Here is a 16,617-nt window from a genome sequence, read left to right as displayed (position 1 = left end):
TTTATAAAAGCCCCATATTTCTATAAATATGGGGCTTTTTATTTGCATGAAATAGGTAAGTTGTTAAGCTGAACTTATTAATAATAATCATTGTCCGATGTTCCAACGTGAATTAAATATTCATTCATTTAATTAGATTTTTGTCTAGGAGTTAAAATGTTTAAACGATTAGTCGTCATATGTTTGTTAAGTGTCATACCTAACGTCCATGCTTTTACAGGGATTGAAGTTACTGGTAAAGCCTCAGTGATGGCGGTTCCTGATGTGTTTTCTTTAACCATTAGTATTAAAGAGCGAGGAAAAAGTGCTAACAAAACGAAAATGATTGTGGACGATAAAAGTACTAAAATCGTAAAAATGTTTTTAAAGCGTGGCGTTAATGAAGACAATATCGATTCATCACAAGTAAGACTCTTTCCTATTTATGAAAAACCAGCGATAACATTTGAACAACAAGAGCTTCATAAACGGCTCAACGCTCAAGAAAAAATTCTATTATCCGGTAAACATTCGGAGCAAGAAAACACCAGTCGCCTAACACGTTTTGAAGTTAGTAGAACTATGACTATTTCATTCAAACAATTATCTCTGTACGACCAAATACTCGATGATCTTGTTAAGTTAGGTGTTAGCCATATTTCACCCGTTGAAATGTCGATAGAAAATGCTGAAAAATTGTATCAAGAAGCTTTATCTCAAGCCATTGACAAAGCGAAGCAAAAGGCAAACAGTATCGCTCAACAAGCAGGCGTGAAATTAGGAAGTCTTTTATCATTAAAAGAGTCAGGATATTATTCTCCGATGCGATTTGCGATGGCCAGTGAGGCAAAAGCAGGATTTAGTTCGAACGTCAGCCAAAAGGCAGTTTCTGCTCAAGTTATCGCCATTTATGCCATAGAAGATTAGATAATCTGCTTATTTAGGAATATATCTGCTATAAAGCTTTAATTTAGCGTATTATCGCGGTATGTTATGGCCATTTTGAAAATAGTGAAATATTTCTATGCTTAAAACTGATTTCTATGCTCAGTTAACACAGCAAACTAGCGCTATAATTGGTGATGAAAAAGATATCATCGCTAATATGGCTAATATTAGTGCATTACTGTTTGACGCTTTAGATAAAGTGAATTGGGTAGGCTTTTATCGAGTTGTTGATCAAGAGCTTGTTTTAGGCCCATTTCAAGGTAAAATTGCCTGTATTAGGATCCCCGTTGGTAAAGGGGTTTGTGGGACTGCCGTTTCAGAAAACAAAACTCAACGGATTGCCGATGTTCATCAATTTTCTGGACATATAGCGTGTGATGCGGCAAGTAATTCTGAAATCGTAATTCCAGTGGTAGTGAAAAATCAAATTATAGCGGTGTTAGACATAGATAGCGTAGTGTTTGATCGTTTTGATGAAGATGATCAAAAAGGTCTCGAAACTATTGTTGAAATTTTTAGCCAAGCTATTGATAAAGCACAAGGTTAAAAATTATGAAAGAGTTTGTCGTTATTCATGATTTTCTTGTTTCAGAAGCCGTAGTTGGTGATTGGGACGGTCAAGAAGAGTTAGTCGCAGAAAATCTCAATGAGATTTATCATACTTTGTATGATTATGCAGAAGAAGACATTGAACCAGAGGTATTAAATCAATTATTAGCTTTGGTTTGGGAAAATTGGATAGGGCAAGATGCGCTAGCCGAAATTGAAAGTTCAGATATTAGTGATTGGTGTCAAAACCTGCTTGCTAATCGTGATCAGTATTTAACAGAGTAAATAAATAGAAAGTTGTATTATGGAAACTAAAACAGAAAGCGAAACACCTGTAGAAACTGCAAAAGAAACAGGAACTCAGGTTGAGGCAAATACTAAACGCACCAGCACTAAAGAAATTATCGCTTATTTGGCGGAAAAATTTCCAGCATGTTTTTCAATCGAGGGTGCTGCTAAACCATTAAAGATAGGTATCTTCCAAGATCTTGCTGAACAGTTAACCGATGATGAGACTGTAAGTAAAACACGTTTGCGTCAAGCACTCCGTCATTATACGAGTAGCTGGCGCTATCTAAAAGCGATTAGGTTAGGTGCATTTCGTGTAGATATTAACGGTGAGCAAGCTGCAGAAATTGATCAAGAACAAGCCGATTATGCTGCTAAAACCCTAAAAGAAAGCCAAGAAAAATTTGGTAACAAAAATTATAAAGACAACGGTGGGAAAAAACCTTATAAAGGTAAAAAGCCCGAAATCACTGGTGCTCAGCAAAAGTCTAACGATAAAAACAAAGTTAAAGATAAAGCTAAATTTAAAGCCGTTAAGTCAAATAATCGTGCACAATCTAAAGTAGCCGTTAAACTTAAACCTGTTGAATCAAATGCTGTTACAGTCGGTAAAGCGGTAAAAGTTCAATTAGGTAACTCGCCAATTGACGCTGTGATCACCGAAGTTTCAGGCAATGAAGTGAGTGTGCAACTTAATTCTGGAATGGTTGTCAAAACTCAAGTCAAAAATATTTTCACTGAATAATTTATGGAGTAGCAAGCATGCAAAAAATTTGTCGTATCGCACTTGCCGTATCGTTATCGCTAACCTCTGTTAGCCTATTTGCTTTATCAACTGCTGACAAATCAACACCTTTACCTATTTTAGCACCTGAAGGTCAGCATGCTGCTTCTAGTAAACGTATCACAGCACAATTTACTCGTGCTCATTATAAAACTGTTCAGATGAATGATGTATTATCTGAACAGATATTTGATCGTTATATTAAACAACTTGATTACAATCGAAATGTTTTTTTAGCCGATGATATTAAAGGTTTTGAAAAATATCGTTTAGATTTTGATAGTGTTATCGCTCGGGGCAAACTCGATATTGCTTACGATATTTATAATTTAAATTTACAACGTCGATTACAACGTTATGAATATGCCTTAACGTTATTAGAAAAACCATTCGATTTTACCATAGACGAAACTTATCACTATGATCGCGAAAATGCTGAATGGCCTGTCTCTGAAACCGAATTAAATGAATTATGGCGATTAAAAGTTAAATATGATGCGCTAAATTTGACCCTTGCTGGTAAAGAATGGGACAAAGTGCAAGAGGTGTTAGGAAAGCGTTATCGCTATGCTATTCGTCGCTTAAAACAAAGTGAAAGTGAAGATGTTTTTCAAATCGTGATGAATAGTTTTGCTCGAGTTGTTGAACCTCACACGTCTTATTTATCACCCAGAAATGCCGAACGCTTTCAAATGGATATGAACTTATCTCTTGAAGGCATTGGTGCTGTTCTTCGAGCCGAAGAAGATTATACCGTTATCCAAAGTATTGTCACCGGTGGACCTGCGGATAAATCGAATGCCTTAAAACCAAAAGACCGTATTGTTGGTGTCTCTCAAGGTGAAGAAAAGTTTGAAGATGTTATCGGTTGGCGCTTGGATGATGTGGTTGATTTAATCAAAGGGCCGAAAGGAAGTAAAGTTCGTTTACAAGTCCTTTCAGGTGAAGAAATTGATGAATCAAGTATCAAAGTGGTATCGATTATTCGCGATAAAATTATTTTAGAGGATAGAGCCGCAAAATCTGAAGTGTTTTATGAAAAACAAGGCGATGAAAATAGTAAAAAATTAGGTGTTATTAATATTCCAAGTTTTTACAATAATTTGTCTCAAGATGTTAAAAAAGAAATAGATAAACTTAAGGCACAAGATATTGAAGGGATTATTATCGACCTTCGTGGAAACGGTGGCGGTTCTCTAACTGAGTCAACCCTGTTGACTGGGTTATTTATTGATAAAGGTCCTGTTTCTCAAGTACGAGACGGTGCTAATCGTATATCAGTCAATCGTGATAAAGATGGTGTAAGCTATTACGATGGTCCCTTAACCGTGATGGTTGATCGATATAGTGCTTCTGCTTCAGAAATTTTTTCAGCAGCGATTCAAGACTATGGTCGTGGCGTAATCGTTGGTGAACATACCTTTGGTAAAGGTACCGTCCAGCAACATCGTCCACTAGGTCGTGTTTACGATTTATACGAAAAACCATTAGGAAGTATACAGTACACGATTGCAAAATTTTATCGTATTAATGGTGGTAGTACTCAGCATAGAGGCGTGTTACCCGATATTGCTTTTCCATCAGCGATAGATCCAGATGATTGGGGGGAAAGCAAGGAAGAAAATGCCTTACCTTGGGATCAAGTTCCGAAAGCTCGTTACTCTCAAGTGAATAATATTGCTACTGATGTTGAATATTTAGCGTCATTACACCAAGAAAGAATAAAATCTAATACTGAATTTAATTATTTATTGGATGATATTAAAGAATATAAAGCTGAAAAAGATAATAAAACGATTTCGCTTAATTTAGCAAAACGAAAAGCTAAAGCTGATGCTAGAAAAGCAAAACAGTTAGTTCGAGCAAATGAACGTTTAAAAGCTTTGGGCAAAGAACCGGTTAATTCGTTAGATGACTTACCGGATGAACTCGACGAGTTGGACCCTTTTTTAGCAGAAACAGCTAAAATTACCTTTGATTTAGTTTCATTGGGTAAAGTTGCGAAAAAATAACTAATAAACCAATTTTGAAACCGCCTGTAAAGGCGGTTTTTTTTTAAATAAATATTTTTAATCACTATTGGTGAATAGTTATTATTTTCTAGAATAAATTTATTGTGCAATAAATGCTCGTTTACAATAAAGTTCTTGCAACACTAGACAAGTCAGGGCATGTTATGGCCCGTTACACTAAAAACTATTATAATAAAACTACTTGTATTAAGGTCAAACGCATTTATGTCAGTTGAAAATCAAAGCAAAGCACCTAGTTTTTTTGATGCTTTAATTCCTCTTGTTTCTCTAGTGATCATGTTATCAGCCTCCGTTACTTATTTTGCTGACAACTCATCCTATGGGCCGAATCAAATTGCTCTGTTATTTGCTATGGGTATCGCCATAATAATAGGGCTAAAAAATGGTTATACTTGGTTATCAATTGAGAAAGCCATTATTCATGGTATTTCTATTTCATTAGGCGCGATATTAATTTTATTAACGGTAGGTGCTTTAATAGGTACTTGGTTATTATCTGGTACCGTTCCGACGATGATTTATTTCGGTTTACAAATTATAGATCCCAGTTGGTTTTATGCAGCGGCTTGTGTGGTCTGTGGTATTGTTGCCATGAGTATTGGCAGTTCATGGACAACCGCTGCAACTGTAGGTGTCGCTTTTATTGGTATTGCCAATGGCTTTGAAATGTCGACGTCAATAACTGCTGGCGCGGTGATTTCAGGTGCCTATTTTGGCGATAAATTGTCACCCCTGTCTGAAACTACTAACTTAGCACCTGCAGTGGCCGGTAGTGAATTATTTGCCCACATTCGTTATATGCTTTGGACAACGATACCTTCGATAAGTATTGCCCTTGTTTTATTTCTAATTATTGGTTTCAATCATTCTGCTGGTGACTCTGCAAATACCGAGGCTATTGAAACGTTAAGTAATACTTTAATTTCAACTTTTAATATTTCTGTATTGAATCTAATTCCGTTGGCTATCTTGCTTTTCTTAGCGTATAAAAAAGTCCCTGCGTTTCCAGCGGTTGCTATTGGCGCCATTATTGGTGGCATTTGGGCTGCTGTTTTTCAGCAAGAATTAATTTTAACTATGGCAACGGAAGGGCTGAGCCAAACAAAAGCTTTTATTACTGTTATTTGGACGGCATTTTTTGATGGTGTTGTTGTTAATACTGGTAATGATGAAATAGATGAATTACTGAGTCGTGGTGGTATGTCTAGTATGCTTAACACGATTTGGCTAGTGATGTGTGCTTTAAGTTTTGGCGCTGTTTTAGAGCATTTAGGCATGCTGAAAAAGTTTGTGGAATCAATTTTATCAGCAGCAAAATCAACGGGTAGCTTAATTGCCAGCACCGTGGCAACATGTATAGGTACTAACTTGATCACAGCCGATCAATATATGTCGATTGTCATGCCAGGAAGAATGTACAAAGAAGAATATGAACGAAGAGGTTTACATCCCACCGTTCTCAGTAGAACGTTAGAAGACTCTGGTACGATTACTTCACCGTTAATACCATGGAATACTTGTGGTGCATTTATGTTTGCGGCATTAGCGTTAACCTCATATGACTATATTCTTTATTGTTTTTTCAATCTTATAAACCCTATTATGGCGATAATTTATGGCTATTTAGGCTATAACATTAAAAAAATTACTGATGTAGATTAGTATAATTTAACGTTCACGTTTGATTCGAAATGAAACGTTAATAACCAAAACTGTTTTTTTTTAAATATTTATTAAATAAACATTCACTTTTAAGCCTGTTCATTACAGGCTTTTTCTTTTTCATGATTTTGCTTATCTGGTAAACCATGGCAAAATATATCGAATATTTATTGTAGGACCTCTTTTATGACCGATAACGCAGCAAGAATTTTAGCGGATTATCAAGCTAGCGACTTTTCCATTTCCACCATCAATCTCACGTTTGAACTTTCTGATACTGCCACTATTGTTACCAATGAGATGTCGGTTTCAAGCACGAATAATAATCATGCCGATTTAGTATTAAATGGTGAACATTTGACGTTAGTATCTGTTTCGATTGATGGTGTAGCGCTTAACAAAGAGCATTACGAATTAACTGAAACGTTATTGACAATTCCTGTGTCAAAATCTGACTTTAGTTTAACAATCGTTACTGAAATAAACCCTGTAGAAAATACAGCGCTTGAAGGGTTATTTAAATCGGGTGGTGCTTTTTGTACACAATGTGAAGCTGAAGGGTTTAGACGTATCAGTTATTATTTAGACCGTCCTGATGTCATGGCTAAATTTACAACTAAGATTATCGCTGACAAAGTTAAATACCCTTATTTACTCTCAAATGGCAATAAAATTGCTCAAGGTGACTTACCTAATGGTATGCATTTTGTAACTTGGCAAGATCCGTTTTTAAAACCTTGCTATTTATTTGCCTTAGTGGCTGGTGATTTTGACGTATTAAGTGATTCATACAAAACCGTTTCGGGAAGAGACGTTGCCTTAGAAATATTTGTTGATAGAGGCAATTTATTTAAAGCTCACCATGCAATGGCATCATTAAAAAAATCGATGCAATGGGATGAAGAAACTTTTGGCTTAGAATATGATTTAGATATTTATATGATCGTGGCTGTCGACTTTTTTAATATGGGGGCGATGGAAAATAAAGGTCTCAATGTTTTTAATAGTAAATTTGTTTTGGCCGATCAGAAAACCGCGACAGATACCGATTATTTTAATGTTGAAGCCGTTATTGCCCATGAATATTTCCATAATTGGACGGGTAACCGTGTCACGTGTCGAGACTGGTTTCAGTTAAGCCTAAAAGAAGGATTAACCGTTTTCAGGGATCAACAATTTAGTGCCGATATGCATTCAGCGGCGGTGACTCGCATTCAAAATGTTCGGGTATTACGTGCTCATCAATTTGCAGAAGATGCGGGGCCAATGGCACATCCTATTCGTCCTGAAAAAGTTGTCGAAATGAATAACTTTTATACCTTAACTGTTTATGAAAAGGGTGCGGAAGTTATTCGGATGATCCATACGCTATTAGGCAAAGATAATTTTCGAAAAGGCATGGATTTATATTTTGAACGTTTTGATGGTATGGCCGTTACTTGTGATGACTTTGTTGATGCCATGGCAGATGCTTCAGGTATTAACTTGCAACAATTTAAACGTTGGTATAGTCAATCAGGTACGCCGGAATTAACAGTCATTGAAGCTTATGATGAAATCAAGCAAGTCTTTAGTTTGACGGTCAAACAAGTGAATGCGCCAAGTAAAGTACAGCCGGTCAAAGGGAATTTACATCTTCCGATTAAGATTGAATTAATCACAGACAATGGCAAAGCACAGCATTGTTTAGCATTAACTGAAAGTGAGCAAACCTGGCAATTTAAGGGCTACAATGCAAAACCTATCGTGGCATTTTTATCTGGATTTAGTGCTCCAGTAAAAGTGAACTTTCCGCAAAGCAACCACGAGTTAGCGACATTAATGGTCGACGCGAGCGATGCGTTTAATCGCTGGGATGCGGGGCAGAGTTTACTTACGGGTTATATTTTAACATTAGTGAAAGAAAGCGAATTCGACTTGACAGAGACGTTGATCGCCGCGTTCGCCAAAATTTTAGCATCAGATATTGATCCAGCACTAAAAGCCGAGCAATTGACTCTACCTAGTTTTGATGAGTTGATTGATAAGCTAGATCAAGCCGATCCTATTGCTTTGCTTGATGCGATTCAAAAAGTGAGATTATTCTTAGCGAAAGGATTAACAAAAGAATTATCACTGAGTTATCAAAAATTTCAAGGTCAAGATTATAAAAATGATGGTCAATCCATTGCTGAAAGAGCATTAAAAAATGTCTGTCTTTCTTATTTAACCTCATTACCTGAATATCATGAACTGATTTCTAAGCAATATGAAAGTTCCGATAATATGACTGATACACTGGCTGCGCTTGTTGGAGCGGCTAAAATTGCAAATAATGTCACGGACCAGTTAATGACAGATTTTGAACAACAATGGTATGAAACACCATTAGTGATGGATAAGTGGTTTTCTATTCAAGCAGGCCTGGATAGTGAAAAAGTATTTAGTCATTTAGAAAGCTTGCTCACGCATCCTTTATTTACTTTAAAAAACCCCAATCGTGCTCGTTCTTTAATTGGTGCCTTTGCTCAACAGAATCCACGTTATTTCCATTGTGAAAGTGGTAAGGGCTATCAGTTTTTAGCCCAACAAATAAAACAGTTAAATGATATCAATCCTCAAGTGGCTTCTCGGTTAATCACACCTTTAATTCAGTTTGAGCGCTTTGATAGTCAAAGACAAAAAATAATAAAAGAGCAGTTGCTTGAGTTAGCTGCGTTACCGAATTTATCGAAAGATTTACAAGAAAAATTAGATGCCACTTTGAACCATTAGTATGAAGCGTTATTTTTTTTCCATTAATATCTCTACCCTTGATTTTTACCCTTATTACCAAGGTAAAATACAAGACATCGTTGTGACGACCAATGAAGGAAAAACCGTACAATTTCCAGCGATGCATTTAAGAAAGTTTTTATTACCAACAGGGATTAAAGGTTATTTTTGCTTGAAAACTGAAAATAATAAGTTTCTTTCTTTGGAAAAACTTGCATGATTAGAGTTAATGCTTTAAACAGTGGTCAGACCATCTTGGACATTTCGATAAGCTTGTAGAAAACTGCTCTGAATCATTAGTGTGTATAAAGGTTTTAATAAAACTATTCCAAAAATACAGCCGTTTAAAACGCTTGTTTTAAACGGCTTTTTTTATTTGTGCTAAAATTGTGCGCAAGTCATTAAAATACAGTCTCTTAACATTCGTTTTTATCGCTTGATTAGCCTCAAAAATGATGCAATTATTGTTTTATACTACTATATTAAATCTAATGTCAGGTTGATGAGTAGGATTTATCCTTTCTGATTAACGTAATATAGAAAGATTATAAATATAACAATAATAACTGTTTCGGGTCTGGGGAGAGAGTAATGAAACAAAGCTCAATCAAAAGGTTTTCAAAAAAACCATTGGTTATTGGTGTTGCTGCGGCATTAATGTGCTCAACAACTTCGCAAGTGTTTGCTTCAAATTTTGAATTAGGGGATTTTGATATTCGTTTTGATTCAACGTTTTCTGTAGGTGCAAGTTGGCGAGTTGAAGATAGAAACTGGGGTGACACCGTTGGTAAATCAAATAACCCCAATAATGGTTTTGATTTTTCTAATTACCATCCTTCGTTAAATCCTAATCCAAATAATGCTGTGATATGGCAAGGTGAAGGCTCTTACTCTAATAACGGTGATTCAGGTAATCTAAATTATGATGCGGGAGAAACTTTTTCTCGTTTATTTAAAGGGACTCATGAACTAGATATCCGTAACGATAATATGGGCCTCTTCCTTCGAGGAATGTATTTCTATGATATGGAAATGTCAGACTCTGATCGTGCTTGGTCTAGTCCGCTTACTGGTAAAGTAAATGACCCTTGCCGTGATGATACAGCATCTGAGCAATTATGTAGTGACGTTCGCTTATTAGATGCTTATTTTTATGGTGACTTTGATATCGGTGAAATGCCGTTTTCAGTCCGCGTTGGGCAACAAGTGATTGGTTGGGGGGAAAGTACCTTAATTTCACATGGTATTAGTGAAATCAATCCTGTTGATATTTCTCGTTTAAAGGCACCAGGCTCTGAACTTACCGAAGCATTTATTCCATTTGGTGCTGTTTGGGCTTCATTGGGAGTTACGGAAAACTTTAACGTTGAATTGTTCTATCAGTACGAATGGGAAAAAACCATTCTACCTGCACCAGGAAGTTATTTTTCTACCAATGATTTTGCCGGTGATGGCGGACATTATAATAATGTTCAGTTAGGGTTTACTGGTAACCCAGATATGGACTTAGACTTTTTAATTGATAGTTTAAACGATTTTAGAAATGATACTTTAGGAAAACTAGGTGCTGCAGGTGGTGATCCTGCTCTGTCTGGTGCTGTATTAGCGCAAGCAGGAGCTGATTATGTTGGCGCATTTCCAACCAAACTAACGCTTAGACGTCAAGATGCGGAAAACGATCCAGAAGATGGCGGTCAATATGGTTTACGTTTATCTTGGTATTTACCTGAGTTAAATGAAACTGAAATTAGTTTATATCATATAAATTATCATAGTCGTCGTCCTGTTTTCTCAGGTGTTACAGCTGATTACAGTAAAGTGAGTCAAGATTTAGGGACTATCCTTGCTGCACCAATAACAGAAGAAAATTACACAGATTTAGCGTCTTTCTCACGTGTAGAATTAGACTACGTTGAAGATATTAAACTTTATGCGTTAAGTTTTAATACGACCATGGCAGGTACCGCATTTGCGGGTGAAGTAACGTTTAGACAAGATGAGCCATTACAAATTGATGATGTGGAGTTGTTATTCGCTGCAATGCCTCAACAGCTTGCAAATGCCGGGTTACGTCCCGATTTAGATGGTATTTCGCAAATGCCAGTGTTTGGATTAGGCCAAAAAGCCGATGGATTTATATTATCTGATACGGTGCAAGCACAAATGACAATGACGCGTTTTTGGGGGCCTTCTTTAGGAGCTAGTCAATTAACGACGTTACTTGAAGTTGGTGGTATCAGTATAAAAGATATGCCTGATGAAGATGTTTTAAGACTTAACGGCCCAGGAACGGCAAGAAGTGGTGGCATTTCAGGTAATAAAGAAGGTTTAGCCTTAGCGTTGCAAAATGGTGTTGAAACAAACCCATTCCCTGATGATTTTGCCTGGGGCTATCGCTTTGTAACTAAACTGGATTACACCAATGTATTTGCTGGTGTGAATATGTCACCTCGTATTGTTTTATCTCACGATGTGAGTGGTATTACACCGGATCCATTATTTTTATTTGTAGAAGATAGAAAATCTATATCTGCAGGTATCGCATTTGATTATCAAAGTCGCTGGTCAGCAGATATCAGCTATAACGGCTTTTGGGGTGGTGTTGGTACCACGAACCAAATGTCAGATCGTGACTATGTATCTTTCAATGTAAAATATTCTTTATAAGGCTGTAAAAAATGAAAAAAATTACCTTATTATCATTAGCGATTGGCTTTACTCTTTCAGGAGTTACCAACGCTAAAGTTGATGAACAACAAGTAAAAAGATTATCAGGCGAACTAACGGCAATGGGGGCTACTCGCAGTGCAAATGCAGATGGCTCAATACCTGCCTGGACAGGTGGTATCACAGAATTACCGGCTGGTTATGTCGCTGGTACGCATCATATAGATCCGTTTCCGAACGATAAAATTGAATTTACCATCACATCAGCCAATGTTGAACAATATAAGAGTGTACTTACGCCAGGACAAGTGAAGTTATTTGAAACCTATCCTGATACTTACAAAATGAATGTTTATCAAACAAGACGCTCAGCATCATTTCCTGAGCATGTTTATCAAGCATCTATTGATAACGCTGGTCGCGCTGAATTGATTCAAGATGGAAATGGTATTACTCAATCAGCGGTTGGTGTGCCATTTCCTATTCCTCAAAATGGTTTAGAAGCCATTTGGAATCATATTTTACGTTATCGTGGTGAAGCGTTAACACGTCAAGCAGGACAAGCAACACCTACGGCTTCTGGTGACTTTACATACATAGGTTTTGATGAAGAGCTTATGCTGCCTTATGGAGTTAAAGGTGCTTCGCCAGAAACCCTAGAAGAAACTAATATTTTGTTTAAATTTAAGCAAAAAGTTACAGAGCCTTCAAAATTAGTTGGTACGGCATTATTGGTACATGAAACGATGGACCAAATTAAAACACCTCGCCAAGCTTGGATCTACAATAAAGGTATTCGAAGAGCGCAAAAAGCACCGACTGTTGCTTATGATGCCCCGGGTACCGCAGCTGATGGTTTAAGAACAACCGATGATTTTGATATGTTTAATGGTGCGCCAAATCGTTATAATTGGACCCTAAAAGGTAAACAAGAATTATATATTCCTTATAATGATTACCGTTTACACAGTGATAAAGTGACTTATGACGAAATTATTCAAGCAGGTCATATTAACCCTGACCTTGTTCGTTATGAGAAACATCGTGTTTGGGTGGTTGAAGCTAATTTGAAATCAGATACACGTCATACGTATAAAAAACGTGTGTTCTATATTGATGAAGATAGCTGGCAAATTGCGGTTACCGATATTTATGATGATCGCGATGAATTATACCGCGTAGGGGTTGCTCATGGTTTAAATTACTATGAAGTTCCTACTCAGTGGTCAACACTTGATGTGTTTCATGATTTCCAATCAAAACGTTATATTGCGATTGGTTTAGATAATGAAAACAAAATGTATGATTTTTCAGCTAAACTAAAAGATATACAGTTTACATCAAGAGCTTTACAGCGTGATAATCGCTAATCACCTTTGATTAGTCGATGAATAAGGGCTGGCTAAGTGTCAGCCTTTTTTATATTGTTAATTTTTATATTTGAGGTGAATCGTTCAATGAGAGTAATGACTGGCTTGATTTTTTGTTTGTTTCTTAGCTTGGTAAGTAAAGCTGAACAACAAGTAACGCCTGCAATGATGTCTCCATTAGCTGTCAAATCGATGTTATTTGATGTAACCAATGTTGAAGATAAGTTTATGATTGCTGTCGGTGAACGCGGCCATATTCTGCGGGCTGAAAATCTTGAAGATTGGCAGCAAATGCCTGTTCCTACTCAAACTACCTTAACGGCGGTGACTTTTGTAAATAGCCTTTTAGGCTGGGCTGTTGGTCATGATGGGCTTATTTTACATAGCTCTGATGGCGGATTTACATGGCAAATACAACAATTTCTTCCTCACCAGCAAAAACCATTACTCGATGTCGCCTTTATTAATGAGCAAGAAGGGGTGGCATTAGGTGCCTACGGTTTATTCTTTCGCACCCTTGATGGCGGCCTGACTTGGCAACAAGAATTTCATACTTCATTACTGTCACAAGATGACTTAGATTACCTTGCAGAGTTGAAACAAGAAGATGAGCAAACGTATTTAGATGAGCGTGCTAGTATTCTTCCTCATTTTAATCGAATCTTCTTGGATGGACGCACAACTTATTTAGTCGGTGAAGTAGGCTTGATCGCGAAAAGTAACGACTTTGGCAAAAACTGGCAACGTTTTGATGATATTTATCATGGGTCTTTTTTTGATGTTGCTCGAACACAACAGGGTAATTTATTAACCGTAGGTCTACGGGGTAATAGCTTTAGAAGTTTGACAAATGGTAGTCCTTGGCAAAAAAGTGAAACGTCTGTAACCACATTATTAAATAGCATTGTGTTAGCCACAGAAACTCAATTGTTTTTACTTGGTAATAATGGTGTGTTGTTAGAAAGTAATGATGATGGTAGTACTTACACCAAACATTTACAAAATGATGGCAAAGCCTTGTTAGCGGGCACCGTTTTTAATCAACAATTAGTCGTCGCTTCAGAAGTCGGTATTAAAGTTTTACAGGTAATAAATTAAATGACAATCAATGCTTTTATTAATCGGTTAGAAATAACCATTTTCAGACATCGACTTTTCGTTTTAGTCTCGTTTATTTTATTAAGCCTATTTTTAGGTTTTCAAGCATCTCAGATTAAATTAGATGCGTCATTCACAAAAAATATACCGTTAAATCATGAGTATATGAAAACCTATTTAAAGCATCGTGAAAACTTTGGTGGGGCTAATAATGTCCTTATTTCTGTTTGTCATCAAAAAGGTGACATTTTTAACCCTGAGTTCTTTACGGCTTTAAAAGGTGTGCATGATCAATTATTTTTTATTCCAGGGGTGAATAGAACACAAGTTAAATCGTTATTTTCTCCAAGTACGCGCTTTGTTGAGGTTGTAGAAGATGGTTTTGCTGGCGGCCCTGTGGTTCCTGCTGACTTTAAAGCCGATGAGCATGGCTTAAACATTGTAAAAAATAATATTGAAAAAGCAGGGATCGTTGGACGTATCGTTGCCGATGATTATAGCTGCGCCATGGTAAAAGCTATTTTGATGGAGAAAAACCCAAACACTGGTGAAAAGCTTGACTCTATTGCGTTAGCGTCTGTTTTAGAGAACGAGGTTAGAAAACCTTTTGAAAAAGGTAATATCACCGTACATATCATTGGCTTTACCAAAATGGTGGGTGACGTGGCTGAAGGAGCAAAAGGGGTTGTTACTTTCTTTGCTGTCGCCATCGCAATTACCTCAGTCATGGTATTTTTATTTTCGCGTTCTATTTCATTAACCATTCTACCTATTGCTTGTTCGTTAATTGCAGTGATCTGGCAAATGGGCCTATTATCTAGTTTAGGTTTTGGCTTAGATCCAATGTCGATTCTGGTGCCATTTTTGGTCTTTGCCATTGGTGTCAGTCATGGTGTGCAAATGATAAACGCCATAGGTAAAAAAGTGGCTCAAGGCTTGCCTACCAAAGATGCTGCTCAGTTTAGTTTCCGTTCTTTAATCATTCCAGGTGGCGCGGCATTACTATCAGATACGGTTGGTTTTATCACTTTATTATCTATAGATATTGGAATTATTCGTGAACTAGCCATCACCGCGTCTTTAGGTGTCGCGGTCATTATCTTTACCAATTTACTCTTGTTGCCAGTATTAATCTCCTATTTAAATTTACATAAAAATAGTCAAACTGCACAAGAGAAAACCGCGACTCAATCGGATAATAATTCTAGTTTATGGCGATTTATGGCTAGTTTTACCCAAAGAGGGGTTGCAACAATTATTCTAGCAATTACCACGCTGTTATTTTTACTTGGCTATCATTATTCTCAGCAATTAAAAATAGGTGAGTTACATGCTGGTGCACCAGCGTTACATGAAGAGTCTCGATATAACCAAGATACTTTTTTGATCACCAATCGTTATGCCATTAGTGTTGATTATATGTCTGTGATTGTCGAAACAACGGCAAATGCTTGTACTGACACTAACGTATTAAAAACCATGGATGATTTCCAATGGCATATGGAAAATGTTCAAGGGGTTCAATCAGCGGTCAGTTTGCCATCGGTAATGAAAGTCATAAATGCTGGCTATTATGAAGGCAACTTAAAATGGCGCATTATTTCACCCAATCAATTTGCTCTTGCTCAAGCTTTATCGAATGTTCCAAGTTCAACAGGTTTGTTAAATAATGAATGTAGCGTTATGCCGATCATTTTATTTTTAAAAGATCATAAGGCTGAAACTATAGATCGTGTCGTTGAACAGGCAAAATTGAATATCAGTCAATTAAATAATGATTTGCTTACCTTTAAATTGGCTTCTGGCCCCATTGGTGTCATGGGAGCTACCAATGAAGCCGTTGCTGAAGCTCAGTTACCTATGATGATTTATGTATACGCTGCGGTGATTATTTTATGTTTAATTAGCTTTAGAAGTGTCAGAGCAACTATTTCTGTCGTCGTGCCATTATTTGTGGTTTCTACGTTAGCACAATGGCTTATGACTGCACTTGATATAGGTTTAACGGTTTCTACACTGCCTGTTATTGCCTTAGGGGTGGGGATAGGTGTTGACTATGGTATTTATATTTTGTCGACGATGAGTGTAAAACTAAGAGATGGTTTATCATTAAATGACGCTTACTTAGCAGCTTTATACGAAAGAGGTAGCGCGGTGTTAATTACCGGGATCACGTTAGCAATTGGCGTGTCGACCTGGTTTTTCTCTGATTTGAAATTTCAAGTAGATATGGGCATCTTGCTTACTTTTATGTTTTTAGTGAATATGCTTGCCGCGGTTACGGTTTTACCGGCAATTGCAAGTTTTCTATGGAAAACTGAAAAATAATTTTAATTAATCTTTAATTAAATTTTTGCATAAATAAACAAGAAAATGGCCGAAAGGTCATTTTCTATTTATAACTAGTGAATAAACAATTATTGTTGCATTAAAACACCCCGCTAAACTCGCTTTATGAATGGTCTGAGCAGAAAAATAATGCTCG

At 36.8% G+C, this 16,617-nt stretch carries 12 protein-coding genes; all 12 read left to right on the top strand.

Annotated elements, in window-relative coordinates; translation table 11 throughout:
- The first annotated feature begins 156 nt into the window (after positions 1-156).
- The 12 genes from RM573_RS00740 (at position 157) to RM573_RS00685 (ending at position 16,460) form a co-directional block, all read left to right on the top strand.
- Complete coding sequence (locus RM573_RS00740) at positions 157-906, top strand: SIMPL domain-containing protein (protein ID WP_311575777.1); 750 nt, start codon at positions 157-159, stop codon at positions 904-906.
- 97 nt (positions 907-1,003) lie between these two features.
- Positions 1,004-1,474, top strand: a complete 471-nt coding sequence (locus RM573_RS00735) for a GAF domain-containing protein (RefSeq protein WP_311575775.1) — start codon at positions 1,004-1,006, stop codon at positions 1,472-1,474.
- A 5-nt stretch (positions 1,475-1,479) separates the two neighbouring features.
- The gene (locus RM573_RS00730) at positions 1,480-1,761 is read left to right on the top strand and encodes a hypothetical protein (protein ID WP_311575773.1); all 282 of its coding nucleotides are present in this window, start codon (positions 1,480-1,482) and stop codon (positions 1,759-1,761) included.
- Positions 1,762-1,780: 19 nt separating this feature from the next.
- Complete coding sequence (gene proQ / locus RM573_RS00725; protein WP_311575771.1) at positions 1,781-2,509, top strand: RNA chaperone ProQ; 729 nt, start codon at positions 1,781-1,783, stop codon at positions 2,507-2,509.
- 17 nt (positions 2,510-2,526) lie between these two features.
- Positions 2,527-4,560, top strand: a complete 2,034-nt coding sequence (gene prc / locus RM573_RS00720; protein ID WP_311575769.1) for a carboxy terminal-processing peptidase — start codon at positions 2,527-2,529, stop codon at positions 4,558-4,560.
- Between the two features lie 225 nt (positions 4,561-4,785).
- Positions 4,786-6,243 carry a Na+/H+ antiporter NhaC gene (nhaC, locus tag RM573_RS00715; RefSeq protein ID WP_311575767.1) on the top strand — a complete coding sequence of 486 codons (1,458 nt, stop codon included), beginning with the start codon at positions 4,786-4,788 and terminating at the stop codon, positions 6,241-6,243.
- Between the two features lie 186 nt (positions 6,244-6,429).
- Complete coding sequence (pepN, locus tag RM573_RS00710; RefSeq protein WP_311575764.1) at positions 6,430-8,997, top strand: aminopeptidase N; 2,568 nt, start codon at positions 6,430-6,432, stop codon at positions 8,995-8,997.
- Between the two features lies 1 nt (position 8,998).
- Positions 8,999-9,217, top strand: a complete 219-nt coding sequence (locus RM573_RS00705) for a DUF2835 domain-containing protein (RefSeq protein WP_311575761.1) — start codon at positions 8,999-9,001, stop codon at positions 9,215-9,217.
- 371 nt (positions 9,218-9,588) lie between these two features.
- Entirely contained in the window at positions 9,589-11,664 is a 2,076-nt protein-coding gene (locus RM573_RS00700; protein WP_311575758.1) for a DUF1302 domain-containing protein, read from the top strand.
- Positions 11,665-11,675: 11 nt separating this feature from the next.
- Positions 11,676-13,034, top strand: coding sequence for a DUF1329 domain-containing protein (locus tag RM573_RS00695; protein ID WP_311575755.1), 1,359 nt, complete (start codon positions 11,676-11,678; stop codon positions 13,032-13,034).
- An 87-nt stretch (positions 13,035-13,121) separates the two neighbouring features.
- Positions 13,122-14,132 (top strand): WD40/YVTN/BNR-like repeat-containing protein, encoded by a 1,011-nt coding sequence (locus RM573_RS00690; RefSeq protein WP_311575752.1) that lies wholly within the window; start codon positions 13,122-13,124, stop codon positions 14,130-14,132.
- Entirely contained in the window at positions 14,133-16,460 is a 2,328-nt protein-coding gene (locus RM573_RS00685; RefSeq protein WP_311575749.1) for an efflux RND transporter permease subunit, read from the top strand. It begins immediately after the preceding gene.
- Positions 16,461-16,617: the final 157 nt, after the last annotated feature.

Source organism: Thalassotalea castellviae, assembly GCF_031846185.1.
GTDB classification, from domain to species: Bacteria; Pseudomonadota; Gammaproteobacteria; order Enterobacterales; family Alteromonadaceae; genus Thalassotalea_H; species Thalassotalea_H castellviae.
The sequence above is the reverse complement of the archived record's forward strand: the minus strand, read 5'-3'. Positions and strand labels throughout refer to the sequence as shown.

Coding starts and splice junctions, on each gene's coding strand:
- RM573_RS00685 (WP_311575749.1), top strand. CDS start 14,133: ATGACAATCAATGCTTTTATTAATCGGTTAGAAATAACCATTTTCAGA.
- RM573_RS00735 (WP_311575775.1), top strand. CDS start 1,004: ATGCTTAAAACTGATTTCTATGCTCAGTTAACACAGCAAACTAGCGCT.
- prc (WP_311575769.1), top strand. CDS start 2,527: ATGCAAAAAATTTGTCGTATCGCACTTGCCGTATCGTTATCGCTAACC.
- RM573_RS00700 (WP_311575758.1), top strand. CDS start 9,589: ATGAAACAAAGCTCAATCAAAAGGTTTTCAAAAAAACCATTGGTTATT.
- RM573_RS00705 (WP_311575761.1), top strand. CDS start 8,999: ATGAAGCGTTATTTTTTTTCCATTAATATCTCTACCCTTGATTTTTAC.
- pepN (WP_311575764.1), top strand. CDS start 6,430: ATGACCGATAACGCAGCAAGAATTTTAGCGGATTATCAAGCTAGCGAC.
- RM573_RS00740 (WP_311575777.1), top strand. CDS start 157: ATGTTTAAACGATTAGTCGTCATATGTTTGTTAAGTGTCATACCTAAC.
- proQ (WP_311575771.1), top strand. CDS start 1,781: ATGGAAACTAAAACAGAAAGCGAAACACCTGTAGAAACTGCAAAAGAA.
- RM573_RS00690 (WP_311575752.1), top strand. CDS start 13,122: ATGAGAGTAATGACTGGCTTGATTTTTTGTTTGTTTCTTAGCTTGGTA.
- RM573_RS00730 (WP_311575773.1), top strand. CDS start 1,480: ATGAAAGAGTTTGTCGTTATTCATGATTTTCTTGTTTCAGAAGCCGTA.
- RM573_RS00695 (WP_311575755.1), top strand. CDS start 11,676: ATGAAAAAAATTACCTTATTATCATTAGCGATTGGCTTTACTCTTTCA.
- nhaC (WP_311575767.1), top strand. CDS start 4,786: ATGTCAGTTGAAAATCAAAGCAAAGCACCTAGTTTTTTTGATGCTTTA.